The organism is Klebsiella indica (assembly GCF_005860775.1).
In the GTDB taxonomy this organism is placed as follows: Bacteria; Pseudomonadota; Gammaproteobacteria; order Enterobacterales; family Enterobacteriaceae; genus Klebsiella; species Klebsiella indica.
In genome coordinates this window covers 24,174-41,505 of record NZ_VCHQ01000006.1, presented here as the reverse complement: position 1 = coordinate 41,505, position 17,332 = coordinate 24,174, and the positions used below count along the sequence as shown (strand labels likewise).

Below are 17,332 nucleotides of genomic sequence, written 5' to 3'. Positions count from 1 at the left end.
AGTTTCTTATGCATCCGTAGCTCAGCTGGATAGAGTACTCGGCTACGAACCGAGCGGTCGGAGGTTCGAATCCTCCCGGATGCACCATATTCTCCGAGATAACAGCAGCGCTGTTACTTCATGGTCTGCGAGATAACCGCCAGCACCAGAGAGAATAACGTTGCTCTGGCAACGGCCCGCAGGGCGAACCGCGTGAGTCATCCTCCTTACGCAGTGTGGCAGGTGTTAGATGTGACACTGACGCGTAGTAAATGTAGTAAACAAGTTTCTTATGCATCCGTAGCTCAGCTGGATAGAGTACTCGGCTACGAACCGAGCGGTCGGAGGTTCGAATCCTCCCGGATGCACCATTATTCTCCAGAATAACAGCAGCACTGTTATTTCGTGGTCTGCGAGATAACCGCCAGCACCAGGGAGGATAACGTTGCTTCAGCAACGGCCCGCAGGGCGAACCGCGTGAGTCATCCTCTTTACGCAGTGTGGCAGGTGTTAGATGTGACACTGACGCGTAGTAAACAAGTTTCTTATGCATCCGTAGCTCAGCTGGATAGAGTACTCGGCTACGAACCGAGCGGTCGGAGGTTCGAATCCTCCCGGATGCACCATTATTCTCCAGAATAACAGCAGCGTTGTTATTTCATGGTCTGCGAGATAGCCGCCAGCGCCAGGGAGGATAACGTTGCTTCAGCAACGGCCCGAAGGGCGAGTGGCAAAACAAGTCATCCTGTAGAATTCCTCTGTTTTCCTGCTAAAATAACCTCCAGTTGTCTTTTTAATCCCTCTCCAGAGTAATAATTCACAATCTTTTTCAGCACTTTTTTCATTGGCAACTCCCTCTTTCCACTATAGTTTATCCTTGTATACAACCTGATTTTGGGTGATATAAATGCAAGGAGAGAAATCCATGAAATGGTTCAAAGCCATATCTGCGTTTTGCGCGACGCTTCTGGTAGCCGTATCGTTGGCAGGCTGTGCGGGTTCGCCTACCAAGGAGAGTACCGGCGGGTACATTGACGATACGGTGGTCACGACTAAAGTAAAAGCCGCGTTGTTCAATGACAAGGAGATTAAGTCTTCTGAAATTAGTGTCGAAACCTTTAAAGGGCGTGTACAGCTCAGCGGCTTTGTCTCATCAGCCGAGATCGCCAGACGGGCGGTGGACGTGGCGCGAAAAGTACAGGGTGTTCGCGTGGTTGAGAACGATTTAAGAATCAAATAAACGCACAAAACGATATTATTACCAACAAAGGCGCGATAAAGCGCCTTTGTTGCGTTTGTCGCTGGCAGCGACAAAACCGGCCTTTTGCGTTACAGTAACCTCTCCTTAACCGGCGGGTGAGAACACGATGTACGAACGTTATGCAGGACTGATTTTTGATATGGATGGCACGATCCTCGATACTGAGCCGACGCATCGTAAGGCATGGAACGAGGTTCTGGGACGTTACGGCATGCGTTTCGATATGCAGGCTATGGTCGCGCTTAATGGTTCTCCAACCTGGCGGATTGCTCAGGCCATTATCGAATTAAATCAGGCTGATTTAGATCCTCACCAACTGGCGCAGGAAAAAACGAACGCTGTGAAGGCGATGCTTCTTGATAGTGTTCGCCCTTTGCCGCTGATTGAGGTGGTTAAGGCGTGGCACGGTCGTCGTCCCATGTCGGTTGGTACTGGCAGCGAGAGCGCCGTGGCGGAAGCGCTGTTGGCTCATCTGGGGCTGCGCCACTACTTCTCTGCGGTGGTTGCCGCCGATCATGTCGTAAACCATAAACCCGCGCCCGATACCTTCTTACTTTGCGCTGAACGCATGGGCGTGCCGGCGGAAAAATGCGTTGTCTTTGAAGATGCGGACTTTGGTCTGCAGGCGGCGAAGCGCGCCGGAATGGATGCCGTGGACGTGCGACGATTGTGAGCGACGCGCTGTCGCTGATTTCGCTGTTTGCCAGTAGTTTTTTGAGCGCAACGCTGCTTCCCGGTAATTCGGAAGTGGTGTTGATTGCTATGCTACTGGCAGGGGCCAGCCAGCCGTGGTTACTGATTTTAACAGCAATAATCGGTAATAGCCTTGGAGGGGTAACTAACGTTATTCTGGGGCGCTTATTTCCGCTGCGCAAAACATCGCGCTGGCAGGAGAAGGCGTCCGGCTGGTTAAGACGCTATGGCGCGGCCGCGCTATTATTAAGTTGGGCGCCTGTTATAGGCGATTTGCTGTGTTTACTGGCGGGATGGATGCGCATTTCCTGGGGACCAGTGCTCTTTTTCTTGTGCCTTGGCAAAGCATTACGCTATATCGCCATCGCGGCGATAACGCTTCAGGGCATGACGTGGTGGCACTAATTGGACTGATTGTTCGACCATTACAATTATGCTAATTCAAATGATTTCGACAGGCGGGAGGTCAAATTGATCCCGGACGTATCACAGGCGCTGGCCTGGCTGGAAAAAAATCCGCAGGCTCTGAAAGGTATTCAACGTGGTCTTGAACGCGAAACGTTGCGCGTCAATGCTGATGGCACGCTGGCCACTACCGGTCATCCGGCAGCATTGGGGGCAGCGCTGACGCATAAATGGATTACCACCGATTTTGCCGAGGCTTTGCTGGAATTTATTACACCTGTTGATGGTGATATCCGGCATATGCTCACTTTTATGCGCGATGTGCATCGTTATACCGCGCGCCATATTGGTGACGAGCGGATGTGGCCGCTAAGTATGCCTTGCTATATCGCGCCTGGCCAGGATATTGAGCTGGCCCAGTACGGCACCTCAAATATCGGTCGCCTGAAAACGCTCTATCGCGAAGGGCTGAAAAACCGCTATGGCGCGCTGATGCAAACCATCTCCGGCGTACACTATAACTTCTCTCTGCCCATGGCTTTCTGGCAGGCTAAGTGCGGAGTTGAGGATGTGGAAAGCGGAAAAGAGGCCATTTCAGCAGGCTATTTCCGTGCAATTCGCAATTATTACCGCTTTGGTTGGGTGATCCCGTACCTGTTTGGCGCATCTCCGGCGATTTGCTCTTCGTTCCTGCAAGGGAAAACGACGACACTGCCGTTTGAGGAAGCCAGTAACGGGATGTATTACCTGCCTTACGCGACCTCTCTGCGCCTGAGTGATCTGGGTTATACCAATAAGTCGCAAAGTAATCTTGGTATTACGTTTAACGATTTGAATGAGTATGTGGCAGGACTGAAGCGGGCGATTAAAACGCCTTCTGAAGAGTATGCCAAAATTGGTCTGGAGAAAGACGGCAAGCGTCTGCAGATCAACAGCAATGTATTGCAGATCGAAAACGAACTGTACGCGCCGATTCGTCCGAAACGTGTGGCTCGCAGCGGCGAAACGCCTTCTGATGCGCTGCTGCGCGGCGGTATCGAATATATCGAAGTGCGCTCCCTGGATATTAACCCTTTTTCACCGATTGGTGTTGATGAGCAACAGGTGCGCTTCCTGGATCTGTTTATGGTCTGGTGCGTGCTGGCCGATGCGCCAGAAATGAGCAGCGATGAACTGCTGTGTACGCGTAAAAACTGGAATCGTGTGATTCTTGAAGGTCGTAAGCCTGGGCTAACGCTGGGCATTGGTTGCGAAACTGCCCAGTTCCCGTTGGCTCAGGTAGGGAAAGATCTGTTCCGTGATTTACGCCGTGTAGCGCAAACGCTGGATAGCATTCACGGATGCCAGGCGTATCAGCAGGTTTGCGATGAGCTGATCGCTTGTTTTGACGACCCGGAATTAACCTTCTCTGCGCGCATTCTGCGGTCTATGCTTGAAGAAGGTATTGGCGGCATCGGCAGGATGCTGGCCGATCGATATCGGACGATACTGCGTGAAGAACCGCTGGAGATTTTACGCGAAGAGGATTTTGTGGCCGAGCGTGAAGCATCAGTGGAGCGCCAGCGTAGAGTCGAAGTGGCGGATAGCGAGCCGTTTGCCGCGTTACTGGCAAGACATGCGTAGTTTTGCGTGCCGTAAAAAAGAAAACGGCCACATTTCTGTGGCCAAATTTTCATCTCTGACTCAGGGATGATGATAATAAATGCGCGTCTTTCACATGGTCAGACCCGCTGCCCTAAAAAGAGTTCATTTTATTTTTAAAAAAATCACTATCGGAGGTCAATAATGCCGTTGTTAGATAGTTTCACCGTCGACCATACCCGAATGGAAGCGCCCGCGGTGCGCGTCGCGAAGAAAATGAACACGCCTCATGGCGATGAAATCACCGTTTTCGATCTGCGATTTTGCGTGCCAAACCAGGAAGTGATGCCGGAAAGAGGCATCCACACGCTTGAGCACCTGTTTGCCGGCTTTATGCGCGATCATCTGAACGGCAAGGGGGTGGAAATTATCGATATTTCTCCGATGGGCTGTCGCACCGGGTTCTATATGAGCCTGATTGGTACGCCGGATGAACAGCGCGTTGCCGATGCCTGGAAAGCGGCGATGGCCGACGTGCTGAAAGTAAAAGATCAAAACCAGATCCCTGAGCTGAACGTTTATCAGTGTGGTACCTACACGATGCATTCGCTGGAAGAGGCGCAGGAAATCGCTCGACATATTATTGAGCGTGATGTTCGCATCAATAGCAATGACGAGCTGGCGCTGCCGAAAGAAAAACTGCAAGAGTTGCACATCTAGTCGCAATCCCGCCACGGCCCGGCGAGTCGTCGGGCCACGATTTCCCTACGCCGTAATGCCGATAATGTTGCCCTTCAGCTTTCAACGCTGCTGACTGATGCCAAAGTGAAGCGCATGGCATCGCGGCAGATTTCAGCGCCATGCCGAGGGGGGGGAGGCGAGCGAGCCGTTCACACGCCATGAACAGGAAGTATTTTCTCGTATTACGATGAACGGAGAAGCGACAGATCAAAATCTGGCGGAAATAAAACACAGACGATTTCCGCCAGAACGACCGTAGCAAAGAATCTCATGCCGACTAATAAAACAGCATAATCTTCCCGAACGGGCTGATATTCACCCGCAGACACTGATCGCACCCTTAGTGCGCGCCGCCACCGCCTCCTCCGGCGCTAAACGGCGGCCTGGCGAACCACACCAGCCCGAGAAGAAGGATAAAAATGCCTGCCGAGAGCCAGAAAATCTCGTTGGCGGAGATGATCAACCCCTGGTTTGTTATCTGCTGTGCTATCCAGCTGGACGCTTGCTGCTGCGTCATTCCTAAGTCCTGCAACTGGCCGTAAATTTGCTGGGCGTTGGGGTTATACGGCGTAACCGATTCGGTAAGCTGCGCATGATGTAGCGCCTCGCGGTTCGTCCACATGGTGGTGGTAATCGAAGTACCGATTGACCCCGCCAGCGTGCGCAGGAAGTTTGACAGACTGGATGCCGCCGCCAGCCGTTCCGGCGGCAGACCGGAAAGGGTGATGGTGGTTAGCGGCATAAAGAAGCAAGCTACCGCGAAGCCCTGAATAAACTGCGGCCACGCCGAGGCGCCGAAATCCATCCCAGGCTCGAAAGTCCAGGCACGCCAGTAGAAACAGACCGCGTACATAATAAAGCTGAAAGTGACCAGTCTGCGCATATCGAGTTTATGTGCAAAGCGGCCGATAATCGGCGACAGAATCACCGGTATCACGCCGACCGGCGCCGAGGCCAGACCAGCCCATGTGGCGGTATAGCCGTACACTTCCTGCAATAGCTGCGGTAACAGCACAATAGCGCCAAAGTAGAGCATATAGGCGAGACTGATACACAGACAGCCGATGGTAAAGTTTCGCGACTTAAATAATGACAGGTCGACTATTGGGTTATCGTCGGTCAACTCCCAGACGATAAGGAAACAGATTGCCACCACGGCGACAACCGTCAGGATGATTATCTCGTTCGAGGAGAACCAGTCCAGCTCTTTACCCCGGTCAAGCATTACCTGCAGGCTGCCGATACCGATAACCAGCAGCGCCAGACCCACGCCGTCAATTCGCCGTTGCTCGGTGCGTGTTTCCCGGTGACGCAGGGTTTGCAGCGTCATAATCACCACGGCAATACCAATCGGGACGTTGATAAAGAAGATCCAGCCCCAGTGGTAGTTGTCGCTGATATAGCCGCCGAGAATCGGGCCGCAAATCGGTGCCACGATCACCGTCATTGACCACAGCGCCAGCGCAATAGAACGTTTAGCGGGCGGATAGTTACTGAGCAGCAGACTTTGCGACAGCGGAATCAACGGGCCGGCGACGATCCCCTGAATCACGCGGAAAAAAATCAGCATCGTCAGGCTGTTTGACATACCGCAGGCCCAGGAGGCGATAGCAAATGCCACTGTCGACCAGAGAAACAGTTTCACTTCGCCGACGCGCTTTGCCAGCCAGCCGGTAATCGGGATGGAGATAGCGTTCGCGACGCCAAATGAGGTGATAACCCAGGTTCCCTGGCTTAATGATGAACCCAGATTGCCGGCAATGGTGGGGATAGCCACGTTGGCGATAGTTGAGTCCAGCACCTGCATGAAGGTCGCGAACGACAGCGCAATGGTCATAATGACCAGCTGCGCGCCTTCCAGCGGTTTTTGCTGTTGCATTACGCTCACCCCGAATTACCCGGCGTTCGCCTGGATGATACTGTCGATCAATTTATTCACCGGCTCGAGGCCGATTTCGCGGGCATTACTTTCATAAACCGGGGTATTACGTACCTGGTTTGCCAGCATCTGACCGCTGCGATCGGTGGTATTCACCTCAACCAGCGTCGACAGACCGATACGCAGCGGGTGTTCCGCCAGCTGTTTTTCATCCAGCTCGATACGTACCGGCAGACGCTGAACCACTTTTATCCAGTTGCCGGTGGCGTTCTGCGCGGGCAACAGCGAGAAAGCGCTACCGGTGCCCATATCGAGACCAACGACTTTACCGGTGTATTTCACATCGTCGCCGTAAATATCGCTGATAACGGTTGCTGGTTGGCCGATGCGCATATGCGCCAGTTGCGTCTCTTTAAAGTTGGCGTCAATCCACAGATTCGTGGCCGGAACCACGGTCATCAGCGGGGTGGCGGTGGTGATTTGCGCGCCAGGTTGTACGGAACGGCGGGAAACATAGCCGCTAATTGGGCTGACAATTTTTGTTCGCTGCAGCGCCAGCCACGCATTACGAACTTCGGTAGCTGCTTGCAGCACCGCAGGCTGTTGTTCCAGCGACGTTCCCAGCACGATCGCCTGATTGGCATTGTATTGCTGAATCGCCATGTCCAGTTCGGCCTGCGCGCTGGCAACCGTATCGCGAGCATGCTGCAGTTCTTCACGGCCAATCAGGTTAGCGGCTCCCAGCGGAATGCGCCGCTTGAGATCGGTTTGCGCCTGAGAAAGGGCGGTTTTTTTGACCTCGATATTGGCTTGTAACTGCTTGCTGTTGATCATCTGCTCACGCGTCTGGCGCACGCTGACGGCCAGCTCGGTTTTTGCCTTTTCAAACGCCTGCCGGGCGTCGGTCGGATCGAGGGTGACTAACGGATCGCCTTTTTGTACATAATCGGTGTTGTCAGCCCAGACTTTGGTTACGCTGCCGGACACCTGCGCCATAATTTGTACCTGATTTCCTGCCACGTAGGCGTCATCCGTTTCTTCGAAGTGACGCAGGACCAAAAACCAATAAACCCCGTATGCCACGGCAGCAATAATAAAGAGTAAGGTCAGTAAGAGAAGAGCGTTTTTACGCTTTCCTTTTTTGCTGCCCGGTTGCGGCGGGGTTTGGCTCTCCGCATTTACGCTCATGTTATTCTCCACGATCTTATTATTTCACATCGGCTGATCCGAACGGTTTATCAGACAGGCCAGCAGATGATCTGCTGGCCTGTCCGCTTTCCTTGTCAATCCAGAAAAAGGGTTGAGCGAGTGATTCCACGCTTAGCGCAGAGACTCCGCAAGCACGCCATCTTCTTCCATTTGGTCAAGGCGGCTCAATAGTTTGCGGGTGATGTGCTCAAGTTGATCTTTTTCGCTGGCGCTTAAAGAAGACCAAAGTTGATGCAGACAGTTATGCTGCGGCGGCAATACTTCGCGCAGAAACTGATGACCTTTATCGGTAAGTTGTAAATGCAGGCAACGGCGGTCATTATCGCTTTCGCGGCGTTCGATCCAGCCGCGTTTTTCCAGCTCATCGGCAATTCGCGTGGCATTAGTACGCGAGGAGCCTAGCGCACAGCTTAATTCAGAAGGCTGAATGCTGTGGTTCTCCTGAGACTCAAGGGTGATCAGCGCCATAAACAATGTTTCGTTAATCCCTTGCGCCTTCAGCATCTTGTTACGATTTTCCAGCAGCTTACCCTGCATATGCATGCAAAGACGAGTGAGCAGAATTTCCTGAAAAGGGAAGTCTTCGTGACGGCTGGCGCGGAACTTGAGCATTTGCTCAATGGGAGTAAACGAACTGTCCATTTTGATTATGACCTCATTAATTGCAGTCGATATAATAACTATTGTGACAAATAAAGCAAATGAATTATTGATGAAAACCGATACTTATAACCCTGTGCCGATTTTCCAGATAACGCCGTAGGTTAACGCGCCCAAAAGCGTCGGAATAATAATGCTGCGCGTTTTCCAGAAGGCCAGACCCAGCACCGCGAAACCCGCTAAGGTAGGCAGCAAACGACGGGCGTCGTGGAGCATCTCCGGTACGCTGGAGACAACCAGTAGCGCGCAAATGCAGGCGATACCAATGGTATCGAGCAGGACGCCGAGCGGACCGCGGTGTGAGAGGCGGGCGCTCCCGGCACGCAGACGCAATGGCAGATAGCGGAACAGATAATTTACGCAGCCGACCACGGCTCCGATAATAAGGACATCACTGTTCATCGGGCATCCCCTGAATACTGGCCTGCACCAGAGCGGTCAGGCAGCCGCAGACAATCCCGGCAAGGATTGCGGCGGGAATGGAAAACAGGAGCATCCCTCCCAGCGCTCCCGTCAGCGCGGCGCTAACGCTAAGCGACTGCTTACGCTGGAACGACGCCAGTAAAAAACTCATAAATAGCGCGGGCAGCATAAAGCTCAGCGCAGCCTCTATGGCCGGGAAGCCATTTAGCAGGCCGCTGCCTGAATAAGCGCCAGCTAGTGTGCCAAAGACCCATGAACCCCAGGACAGAAAGGCGATGCCGATCATCCAGTTTTCGCTCCAGCGGCGGTTGTCGCGCGTCAGTTTCGCTGTGGCGGCGGCGAATACTTCATCAGTGAGGCCGAAGGCCCAGAGGGCGGTTTTTTTCTTATTCAGCGCACACGGAATGCGGCTGCGCAGGGAAGGGCCATAAAGCACGTGGCGAACGTCCATCGCCATCACGGTGAGCGCCGCGACCCACAGTGAGCTCCCGGCAGACAGCATCGCGGTGATCACGAACTGGCTGGCGCCTGCGTAAATAATGCAGGAAAAAAGCAGGCTTTCCAGCGGGGTGAAACCGAGCTTGGTGGCGTTCAGACCAAAGGCGAAGGCCACCGGAATATAGCTGATAACAATCGGCAGGCTGTCTTTGATACCTTCCGCCAGCGTGGCTTCGTTCACAGGAGACGTATGCGTCAATGCGTCGGAGTTTTCCATAGGGATGACTTATTAATAACTGACGTGAAAATAACATGATTGAACGGGTGGCATTTACCTTAACAGAGAGCGGCGAGGCTTTACAGCATTTGAGACGTTGTGGGTTGATACCCATCGGAGGGGAAAGAAAGCAGATGAAAGCGGAATTTGATTTTCACCGTATTGCTCACCCGGAAAAGGCGGGAGCCTTCTCCGGGATATGCGATAAAAGCAGGGATTACTTCTGCGCAGCCAGGGCTTCTTTTATCCAGCCGTCAAACTGCTGCTGATGGGCTTTGATCCAACCGTCAACGTGGCCCTGAATATCGGCTTCTGAACCATGACCTTCGTGCATCATTGCATTCTCTGCGTTGATATCGGCAATAGGCAGTTTCATGATGCTAAACAGTTTTGCCGCCGCAGGGTTTTTCTCGGCCCAGGCTTTGTTAGCGACGATATGCATGGTGCTGACCGGGAAGCCGTAATTGGCGCCATTAGACAGCTTCGTGTCGATATTTTTCTGCACGCCAGGCAGAGAAGAGAACGGCACCTGCAGCCAGACGACATCTTTACCCGGTTTCAGCACATCGCTGACCCAGTAAGGTGTCCAGGTATAGTAGAGAATCGGCTTACCCTCTTTGTAACGCGCGATGGTGTCAGCCATCATGGCGGCGTAGTTGCCTTGATTATGGGTAACGGTTTTGCTCAGACCGTAAGCCTCAATCTGATGGTTAATCACCGCTTCGCATCCCCAGCCCGGCGTACAGCCGGTCAGATCGGCTTTGCCGTCGCCGTTGGTATCAAACAGTTTGGCGATTTTCGGATCTTTTAGCTGGTCGATAGATTTAATGTGGTATTTATCGGCCGTCTTCTTATCGATCAGATATCCCTGCGCGGCGCCGCTGACGAAAACGCCTTCGCGGTAGAATTTTTTGTCGCCACCGGCGGCGGCGTACATATCATCGTGCAGCGGCTGCCAGTTGACGGCGGTAAAGGTGGCGTCGCCGGAGGCGATCGAGGTATAGCCGACGTTGTAATCCACTTCGCTTGGCTTATCGACGGTGTAACCCAGTTTTTCCAGCGCGCGGCTGACGATCAGAGTCTGGAAAGTCTCTTCCGAAATAGTGCTCTGAATCGGTTTAACGGTAATGCCTTTGCCAGGCAGATCCGCGGCGAAGGCGGAGGTGGAAATAAGGGCGGTAAACGCTGTGGCAAGAATCGCTGTATGTCGCATCGTTGTTCCTTTTATTCAGCAGAGGAGAAGTTCATGTCCCCGGTCGGGTGGCGGCCGGGGCATGTGCTTTTATTTACAGAAAGGGCGAGTGATAAGCCCCAGAGGGCCGGTGGTGTACCAGCGACGGTTGCCGCGGCTACGCGAGTCGCGTCCTACGGCCTGAGTCAAACGGTCAAGAATAATGGCGAGGATAACAATCCCGACGCCGCCGACGGTAGCCAGCCCCATATCGAGACGGCCAATACCGCGCAGTACCATCTGGCCGAGACCGCCAACGGCAATCATCGAGGCGATAACCACCATCGACAGGGCCAGCATCAGCGTCTGGTTGACTCCGGCCATAATCGTCGGCATCGCCAGCGGCAGCTGGACTTTGAACAACAGTTGTCTCGGGCTGGCGCCAAAGGAGCGCGAGGCTTCGATCAGATCCGCCGGCACCTGGTTAATCCCCAGAATGGTCAGACGAACAATCGGCGGCAGGGCGAAGATAATCGTCACCACCACGCCCGGAACGTTGCCGATGCCGAACAGCATCACGATCGGCACCAGATAGACAAACGCCGGGGTGGTTTGCATCGCATCAAGCAGCGGGCGAATAATTTTCGCCGCCCGCGGACTGCGTGCCAGCCATATCCCTAGCGGCAGGCCGATCAGCATGCAAAACAGCAGCGCGGTCAGCACCAGCGCCAGCGTGACCATCGCCTGCGACCAGGCGCCTATGGCGCCGATAGCAACAAGCGAAATCAGCGTCGCAGCCCCCATGCCGACGCTGGAAATCTGCCAGGCAATCAGCGAGAAAATAACAATCGCCACCGGCGCCGGCATGCCCAATAAGAGCTGCTGGAAAGCGCTCAGGATGTAATCCACCGGCACGCGGATCCCCTGAAACAGCGGGCGGAAGTGCATGACAACCCAGTCGATACCCTGCGTGACCCAGCTATCCAGCGGGATAAGCGTTTTATGGAACGGATCCATAATATTGAAGTGTTCAGGCTGCGGCGCAGGCGCGCTGTTCAGCCAGTCGGCACCGCCGCCGGACGGCGCTGGCGTGGACGTCGCACCCCAGGCATCCGCGGATTGCGACGCGCTATCCGCGGCTGCCGCGGTGTCCCACGGGTTAGATTGATCAGTCATTGTTGTTTACCCCCTCGCGATCTAAAGCCTGCAGCAGCATACGTTTTGAAATGATGCCGATGTACTGATGCCCTTCATCGACAACCGGCACCGCGCACGGTGCATGGCCGACGTGAGAGAGCAGTTCGCTAAGCGGCGTTTGCGCATCCACCGCGAGCGGGGAGTCAATTAACGCCGCATCGATTCCCTGACCTTCGCCCAGCGCGGATTTCAGTGAATCAATGGAGACAATGCCAACAAACTTATTACCGCGTTCAATGACGTAGCCATATTCGCGGTCTTCATCCTGCAATAATTTCAACGCCGAACGCGGGCCAAAGCCTGGTGTTTTACGAATCAAACCAACCGGGCTACGACGCGCGATATCTTTGGCGCTAAACACATGGCTAATATCGACGCCGCGGAAGAATGTCCGCACATAATCATTAGCCGGGTTATTCAATATTTCATCCGGGGTACCGACCTGAACCACTTCGCCATTTTGCATAATGGCAATGCGATCGCCAATTCGCATCGCTTCATCAAGATCGTGGGAAATAAATACCACGGTGCGCTGATGTCTGGCCTGTAATTTTATTAACTCATCCTGCATTTCGGTACGAATTAATGGATCGAGCGCGGAGAAAGCCTCATCCATTAACAGGATATCGGGATTAATCGCCAACGCACGGGCCAGGCCAACGCGCTGGCGCATCCCGCCGGAGAGTTCGTCCGGCCAGGCGTGAGCATAATTTTCCAGTCCGACCTGACGCAGCGCTTCCAGCGCTTTCTCTTTGCGTTCCTGAGCGGCTACGCCGGCCAGCTCCATGCCAAAGGCGGCATTGTCGAGGACCGTCATATGCGGCATAAGGGCAAATGATTGAAAAACCATTGCGATTTTCTTTCTGCGCACCTCGCGAAGCTCGGCATCTGAGATCCTGGCGATGTCAACGCCATCAATAAGCACCTGGCCGCGGGTAGGTTCAATCAGGCGATTGAGAAGGCGAACCATGGTGGATTTCCCCGAGCCGGAGAGCCCCATGATGACGAATATCTCGCCTTCTTCAATGGTCAGACTGGCATCTTTGACGCCAAGCGAAAGCCCCGTTTTTTCCAGTATTTGTTCTTTCGATAGTCCTTTTTCGATATATTTGAAGGCCCGCTGTGGGTGCTCGCCAAATATCTTGTAGAGATTCTTGATTTCTAATTTAATTGCCATGCAATAGAGATTTTCCTGTTATTATTTATATCGATATTGTACCTGATGAAGAAAGTTGATTTTTTACACCCTAACATACTGAGAATCTGTGACAACCCTTTATGCTGATTTACGCAGGATGCGCCGGAAGGTGAAATCCGCTACATCGCCCGTGATATAAGGGCTGAGCGCAAATTGCAAATGGCTGATATTTTTTAGTTATATTTTGTTAATTTGACCGGAAATCAACAGGATTTTGCCGAATATGACAAGGTGATGGCGGAAAGATATTGAAGGGAGCGGAAATGTATAATATGAAATAATTCACCAGGAGATATGTCGATATATTCCTGGTGATTGCGAGGTTAAAAATCCCAGTCGTCGTCGACGGTTTCTTCCGCTTTTCCCATTACGTATGAAGAGCCGGAACCGGAGAAGAAGTCATGATTTTCATCGGCGTTCGGCGACAATGCCGCCAGGATCGACGGATTGACGGCGGCCATTTCCGCCGGGAACAGCGCCTCATAGCCAAGGTTCATCAGCGCTTTGTTGGCGTTGTAGCACAGGAAGGCGTTTACCTCTTCAATCCAGCCGCTGTCGGCATAGAGCTCGCGGGTGTAGGCCAGCTCGTTGTCATACAGATCCATCAGCAGGTCGAGGGCGAAGTTTTTCAGCTCCTCACGCTTTTCAGCGCTGACAATCTCCAGTCCTTTCTGATACTTGTAGCCAATATAATAACCGTGTACCGCTTCATCGCGGATGATCAGGCGAATCAGATCGGCGGTATTGGTCATTTTTCCCCGGCTGGAGAAGTACATCGGCAGCCAGAAACCAGAATAGAAGAGAAAGGATTCGAGAAACACGCTGGCGATTTTTTTCTTCAGCGGCTCATCGGCCTGATAGAACGCCAGCATCAGCTGCGCTTTGCGCTGCAACGGCGCGTTTTGCTCGCTCCAGGCATAGGCGGCGTCGATGTCTTTGCTCTGGCATAGGGTGGAGAAAATAGAGCTGTAGGAGCGGGCGTGTACCGCTTCCATAAAACTGACGTTCGACAGCACCGCCTCTTCATGCGGAGTGAGGGCATCGGCCATCAGCGCCGGGGCGCCGACGCTATTTTGAATGGTATCCAGCAGCGTCAGCCCGGTAAAGACGCGGATCGTCAACTGCTGCTCTGTCGGCGTAAGCGACTGCCAGGCGGGGATGTCGTTGGACAGCGGCACCTTCTCCGGTAACCAGAAGTTGCTGGTCAGCCGGTTCCAGACTTCCAGGTCCTTGTCATCCTCAATCTTGTTCCAGTTGATGGCGCTGATGCGCGATAGATGGGTCATCCGGTTCTCCTTACAGCGCGCAGGACACGCAGCCTTCGATTTCGGTACCTTCCAGCGCCAGCTGGCGCAGACGGATGTAATACAGCGTTTTAATGCCCTTCTTCCACGCGTAGATTTGCGCTTTGTTGATATCGCGTGTGGTGGCGGTATCGGGGAAGAACAGGGTCAACGACAGCCCCTGGTCGACGTGGCGCGTTGCCTCGGCGTAGGTGTCGATAATCTTCTGCGGGCCGATTTCCCAGGCATCCTGATACAGCGCCAGGTTGTCGTTGGTCATAAACGGCGCGGGATAGTACACGCGGCCGGTTTTCCCCTCTTTGCGGATCTCTATTTTCGACACGATCGGGTGGATGCTGGAGGTTGCGTGATTAATGTACGAAATAGATCCCGTCGGCGGCACGGCCTGCAGATTGCGGTTATAGATGCCATAGTGCATCACGTCATCGCGAAGCTGTCGCCACATCTCGCGATCGGGCAGGGTAATACCAGATCGGGCGAACAGTTCGCGGACTTTTGCCGTTTTTGGCTGCCAGTCGCCCTCCAGGTATTGCTGGAAATAGTCGCCGCTGGCGTACCGCGACTGCTCAAAACCGGCAAAACGGCTCCCTCGTTCACGCGCCATCAGCATTGAGGTGCGCAGCGCGTGCCAGGTAACGGTATAGAAATAGACGTTGGTAAAATCCAGCCCCTCTTCGCTGCCGTAGGCGATGCCTTCTCGCGCCAGATAGCCGTGCAGATTCATCTGCCCAAGGCCAATCGCATGTGAGGCGGCATTGCCCGCCGCCACCGAGGGCACTGAACGAATATGGCTCATATCGGAAACCGCCGTCAGTCCACGCACCGCCGTTTCAACCGTGCGGGCGAAGTTCGGGGAGTCCATGGTGTGGGCGATATTCAGCGATCCGAGGTTGCAGGAGATATCCTGGCCGATGTCGGCGTAATCAAGGTTTTCGTCAAATGTAGACGGCGTATTAACCTGCAAAATCTCCGAGCACAGGTTACTCATATTGATGCGCCCGGCAATCGGGTTTGCGCGATTCACCGTGTCTTCAAACATAATGTACGGATAGCCGGATTCAAACTGAATTTCCGCCAGCCGCTGGAACAGGTCGCGGGCGCGGATCCAGCGCTTGCTTACCCGCTCGTCGGCTACCAGTTCCGCATACATTTCGCTCACCGCGATATCGCCAAACGGTTTACCGTACAGACGCGCCACGTCGTAGGGCGAGAACAGCGCCATCTGCGCATCTTCTTTTGCTAGCTCGAAGGTGATGTCAGGAATGACGACCCCGAGCGAGAGCGTTTTAATGCGGATTTTCTCATCGGCATTCTCACGTTTGGTATCGAGGAAGCGCAGGATATCCGGATGATGGGCATGCAGATAGACCGCCCCGGCCCCCTGGCGCGCGCCAAGCTGGTTGGCGTAGGAGAAGGCGTCTTCCAGCATTTTCATGACCGGCACCACGCCGGAGGATTGATTCTCAATGCGTTTGATCGGCGCCCCGGCTTCACGCAGGTTGGAGAGCAGAAACGCTACGCCGCCGCCGCGTTTTGACAGCTGCAGCGCCGAGTTTACCGCCCGGCCAATGGACTCCATGTTGTCTTCAATCCGCAACAGGAAGCAGGAGACCAGCTCGCCGCGCTGCTGCTTACCGGCGTTAAGGAAGGTCGGCGTGGCCGGTTGGAAGCGTCCGGAGAGGATCTCATCGGTCAACTGATGGGCCAGCGTCTCGTTGCCCTGAGCCAGACACAGGGCCACCATGCAGGTGCGCTCGGCAAAATCTTCCAGGTAGCGTTTGCCGTCGAACGTTTTCAGCGCATAGCTGGTATAGAACTTCCAGACGCCGAGAAACGTCTGGAACTGAAAATCGTAGCGCCGGGCATGAGCGAACAGCTCAAGCACAAACTGGCGATCGTAGCGGGCCAGCACTTTCGCATCGTAATAACCCTCGGCGACCAGCCATGTCAGCTTATCGTCCTGGCTGGCGAAAGGCGCGCTATTCGGCGCAACATGGTTGGTCATAAACGCCGCCACCGCCTGATGGTCTTTCTCAAACGGAATACGCCCGTCGCTGTCGTACAAATTCAGCATCGCATTGAGGGCGTGGAAGTCAGGCGCCCCGGTGGTTACACGTTCTGCGGTTGTCGTTGCCAAAATTCGTTTACTCCTTTACGCACGTTGTCGACATCTTGTGGGGTGCCCATTAGCTCAAAGCGATAGAGATACGGTACGCCGCATTTCTGCGCGATGATGTCCCCAGCGCGGCCATAGGCTTCGCCGAAGTTACGGTTGCCCGCAGCAATGACGCCGCGAATGAGCTGGCGGTTGTGCGGATCGTTGAGGAAACGGATCGCCTGTCGCGGAACCGCGCCTGCCGTGCCGCCGCCGCCATAGCTGGGGACGATAAGAATGTAGGGAGCGTCTACCTGAATGCGTTCCCGCTCGTTAAGCGGAATACGCACTGCGGGCAGCCCCAGACGCTGGACGAACCGGTGCGTATTTTCGGAGCTGCTGGAAAAGTAGACGATCAGGCTCATGCGCTGACCGCGGTGGCTGTCGGGCGCAGGCGGTTAATCATATCCGGGCGGAAGCCAGACCAGCGGGTCTCTCCGGCAATCACTACCGGTAGCTGGCGGAAACCTTGCTCGCGCAGCATGTCGACGGCTTCAGGATGCTGGTCGATATTGATCATCTCGAATGCAAACCCGCGGGTTTCCATCGCCCGCTTCGTGGCATGACATTGGACGCAGTCATTTTTAGTGTAAATAGTAATGCGCATGATTCGTATTTCCATTTAAAATAGCAACTCGACGCAGAAAATCATGTCGCGTGCTATGGGTTGTCGTTAAAGGAAATACTAGATGTAGTTATTTAAAAGTTCAACAACTCAATATATATGGTTTTTGTAAAAACTGACCGCCACGAAAAACGAC

The 17,332-nt window shown here is 53.9% G+C and carries 17 protein-coding genes and 3 tRNA genes; 8 read left to right on the top strand and 12 right to left on the bottom strand.

Annotated features, from left to right (window positions below):
* Window positions 1–10 precede the first annotated feature (10 nt).
* The 8 genes from FE839_RS05065 (at window position 11) to luxS (ending at window position 4,639) form a co-directional block, all read left to right on the top strand.
* Window positions 11–87: transfer RNA gene (locus FE839_RS05065), tRNA-Arg, on the top strand.
* Window positions 88–273: 186 nt separating this feature from the next.
* Window positions 274–350 (top strand) — tRNA-Arg (locus FE839_RS05060).
* Between the two features lie 178 nt (window positions 351–528).
* Window positions 529–605: transfer RNA gene (locus tag FE839_RS05055), tRNA-Arg, on the top strand.
* 299 nt (window positions 606–904) lie between these two features.
* Window positions 905–1,219 carry a BON domain-containing protein gene (locus FE839_RS05050; protein ID WP_138359753.1) on the top strand — a complete coding sequence of 105 codons (315 nt, stop codon included), beginning with the start codon at window positions 905–907 and terminating at the stop codon, window positions 1,217–1,219.
* Window positions 1,220–1,346: 127 nt separating this feature from the next.
* Window positions 1,347–1,913 carry a fructose-1-phosphate/6-phosphogluconate phosphatase gene (gene yqaB, locus FE839_RS05045; RefSeq protein ID WP_138359752.1) on the top strand — a complete coding sequence of 189 codons (567 nt, stop codon included), beginning with the start codon at window positions 1,347–1,349 and terminating at the stop codon, window positions 1,911–1,913.
* Window positions 1,910–2,338 (top strand): YqaA family protein, encoded by a 429-nt coding sequence (locus FE839_RS05040; protein ID WP_138359751.1) that lies wholly within the window; start codon window positions 1,910–1,912, stop codon window positions 2,336–2,338. Before yqaB ends, FE839_RS05040 begins: the two co-directional genes overlap by 4 nt.
* Window positions 2,339–2,404: 66 nt before the next feature.
* On the top strand, window positions 2,405–3,961 hold the full coding sequence (gshA, locus tag FE839_RS05035) for a glutamate--cysteine ligase (RefSeq protein WP_138359750.1): 1,557 nt from the start codon (window positions 2,405–2,407) through the stop codon (window positions 3,959–3,961).
* Between the two features lie 162 nt (window positions 3,962–4,123).
* Window positions 4,124–4,639 carry an S-ribosylhomocysteine lyase gene (luxS, locus tag FE839_RS05030; protein ID WP_138359749.1) on the top strand — a complete coding sequence of 172 codons (516 nt, stop codon included), beginning with the start codon at window positions 4,124–4,126 and terminating at the stop codon, window positions 4,637–4,639.
* A 361-nt stretch (window positions 4,640–5,000) separates the two neighbouring features.
* On the opposite strand, the gene emrB is transcribed toward luxS, so the two are convergent.
* The 12 genes from emrB to nrdH form a co-directional block, all read right to left on the bottom strand.
* Window positions 5,001–6,539: a multidrug efflux MFS transporter permease subunit EmrB gene (emrB, locus tag FE839_RS05025; protein WP_138359748.1), complete on the bottom strand. Its 1,539-nt coding sequence runs from the start codon at window positions 6,537–6,539 to the stop codon at window positions 5,001–5,003.
* Window positions 6,540–6,554: 15 nt separating this feature from the next.
* The gene (gene emrA, locus FE839_RS05020) at window positions 6,555–7,727 is read right to left on the bottom strand and encodes a multidrug efflux MFS transporter periplasmic adaptor subunit EmrA (RefSeq protein ID WP_138359747.1); all 1,173 of its coding nucleotides are present in this window, start codon (window positions 7,725–7,727) and stop codon (window positions 6,555–6,557) included.
* A gap of 132 nt (window positions 7,728–7,859) precedes the next feature.
* Window positions 7,860–8,390 carry a transcriptional repressor MprA gene (gene mprA / locus FE839_RS05015; protein WP_138359746.1) on the bottom strand — a complete coding sequence of 177 codons (531 nt, stop codon included), beginning with the start codon at window positions 8,388–8,390 and terminating at the stop codon, window positions 7,860–7,862.
* A gap of 84 nt (window positions 8,391–8,474) precedes the next feature.
* Window positions 8,475–8,810 (bottom strand): L-valine transporter subunit YgaH, encoded by a 336-nt coding sequence (ygaH, locus tag FE839_RS05010; protein ID WP_138359745.1) that lies wholly within the window; start codon window positions 8,808–8,810, stop codon window positions 8,475–8,477.
* A complete protein-coding gene (locus tag FE839_RS05005; RefSeq protein WP_138359744.1) occupies window positions 8,800–9,546 on the bottom strand; it encodes an AzlC family ABC transporter permease in 747 nt (248 codons plus the stop codon). The genes ygaH and FE839_RS05005 overlap by 11 nt, the downstream gene beginning before the upstream one ends.
* A 217-nt stretch (window positions 9,547–9,763) precedes the next feature.
* On the bottom strand, window positions 9,764–10,759 hold the full coding sequence (gene proX, locus FE839_RS05000; RefSeq protein ID WP_138359743.1) for a glycine betaine/L-proline ABC transporter substrate-binding protein ProX: 996 nt from the start codon (window positions 10,757–10,759) through the stop codon (window positions 9,764–9,766).
* 69 nt (window positions 10,760–10,828) lie between these two features.
* Window positions 10,829–11,893, bottom strand: coding sequence for a glycine betaine/L-proline ABC transporter permease ProW (proW, locus tag FE839_RS04995; RefSeq protein WP_138359742.1), 1,065 nt, complete (start codon window positions 11,891–11,893; stop codon window positions 10,829–10,831).
* Window positions 11,886–13,091 (bottom strand): glycine betaine/L-proline ABC transporter ATP-binding protein ProV, encoded by a 1,206-nt coding sequence (gene proV / locus FE839_RS04990; protein WP_138359741.1) that lies wholly within the window; start codon window positions 13,089–13,091, stop codon window positions 11,886–11,888. The genes proW and proV overlap by 8 nt, the downstream gene beginning before the upstream one ends.
* 344 nt (window positions 13,092–13,435) lie before the next feature.
* A complete protein-coding gene (nrdF, locus tag FE839_RS04985) occupies window positions 13,436–14,398 on the bottom strand; it encodes a class 1b ribonucleoside-diphosphate reductase subunit beta (protein ID WP_138359740.1) in 963 nt (320 codons plus the stop codon).
* Between the two features lie 10 nt (window positions 14,399–14,408).
* Window positions 14,409–16,553 (bottom strand): class 1b ribonucleoside-diphosphate reductase subunit alpha, encoded by a 2,145-nt coding sequence (nrdE, locus tag FE839_RS04980; protein ID WP_138359739.1) that lies wholly within the window; start codon window positions 16,551–16,553, stop codon window positions 14,409–14,411.
* On the bottom strand, window positions 16,526–16,936 hold the full coding sequence (gene nrdI, locus FE839_RS04975) for a class Ib ribonucleoside-diphosphate reductase assembly flavoprotein NrdI (RefSeq protein ID WP_138359738.1): 411 nt from the start codon (window positions 16,934–16,936) through the stop codon (window positions 16,526–16,528). Before nrdI ends, nrdE begins: the two co-directional genes overlap by 28 nt.
* On the bottom strand, window positions 16,933–17,178 hold the full coding sequence (nrdH, locus tag FE839_RS04970; RefSeq protein ID WP_138359737.1) for a glutaredoxin-like protein NrdH: 246 nt from the start codon (window positions 17,176–17,178) through the stop codon (window positions 16,933–16,935). The genes nrdI and nrdH overlap by 4 nt, the downstream gene beginning before the upstream one ends.
* Between the last annotated feature and the right edge of the window lie 154 nt (window positions 17,179–17,332).

Coding starts and splice junctions, on each gene's coding strand:
- luxS (WP_138359749.1), top strand. CDS start 4,124: ATGCCGTTGTTAGATAGTTTCACCGTCGACCATACCCGAATGGAAGCG.
- proW (WP_138359742.1), bottom strand. CDS start 11,893: ATGACTGATCAATCTAACCCGTGGGACACCGCGGCAGCCGCGGATAGC.
- emrA (WP_138359747.1), bottom strand. CDS start 7,727: ATGAGCGTAAATGCGGAGAGCCAAACCCCGCCGCAACCGGGCAGCAAA.
- nrdF (WP_138359740.1), bottom strand. CDS start 14,398: ATGACCCATCTATCGCGCATCAGCGCCATCAACTGGAACAAGATTGAG.
- nrdH (WP_138359737.1), bottom strand. CDS start 17,178: ATGCGCATTACTATTTACACTAAAAATGACTGCGTCCAATGTCATGCC.
- ygaH (WP_138359745.1), bottom strand. CDS start 8,810: ATGAACAGTGATGTCCTTATTATCGGAGCCGTGGTCGGCTGCGTAAAT.
- proV (WP_138359741.1), bottom strand. CDS start 13,091: ATGGCAATTAAATTAGAAATCAAGAATCTCTACAAGATATTTGGCGAG.
- proX (WP_138359743.1), bottom strand. CDS start 10,759: ATGCGACATACAGCGATTCTTGCCACAGCGTTTACCGCCCTTATTTCC.
- FE839_RS05050 (WP_138359753.1), top strand. CDS start 905: ATGAAATGGTTCAAAGCCATATCTGCGTTTTGCGCGACGCTTCTGGTA.
- mprA (WP_138359746.1), bottom strand. CDS start 8,390: ATGGACAGTTCGTTTACTCCCATTGAGCAAATGCTCAAGTTCCGCGCC.
- FE839_RS05005 (WP_138359744.1), bottom strand. CDS start 9,546: ATGGAAAACTCCGACGCATTGACGCATACGTCTCCTGTGAACGAAGCC.
- emrB (WP_138359748.1), bottom strand. CDS start 6,539: ATGCAACAGCAAAAACCGCTGGAAGGCGCGCAGCTGGTCATTATGACC.
- yqaB (WP_138359752.1), top strand. CDS start 1,347: ATGTACGAACGTTATGCAGGACTGATTTTTGATATGGATGGCACGATC.
- nrdI (WP_138359738.1), bottom strand. CDS start 16,936: ATGAGCCTGATCGTCTACTTTTCCAGCAGCTCCGAAAATACGCACCGG.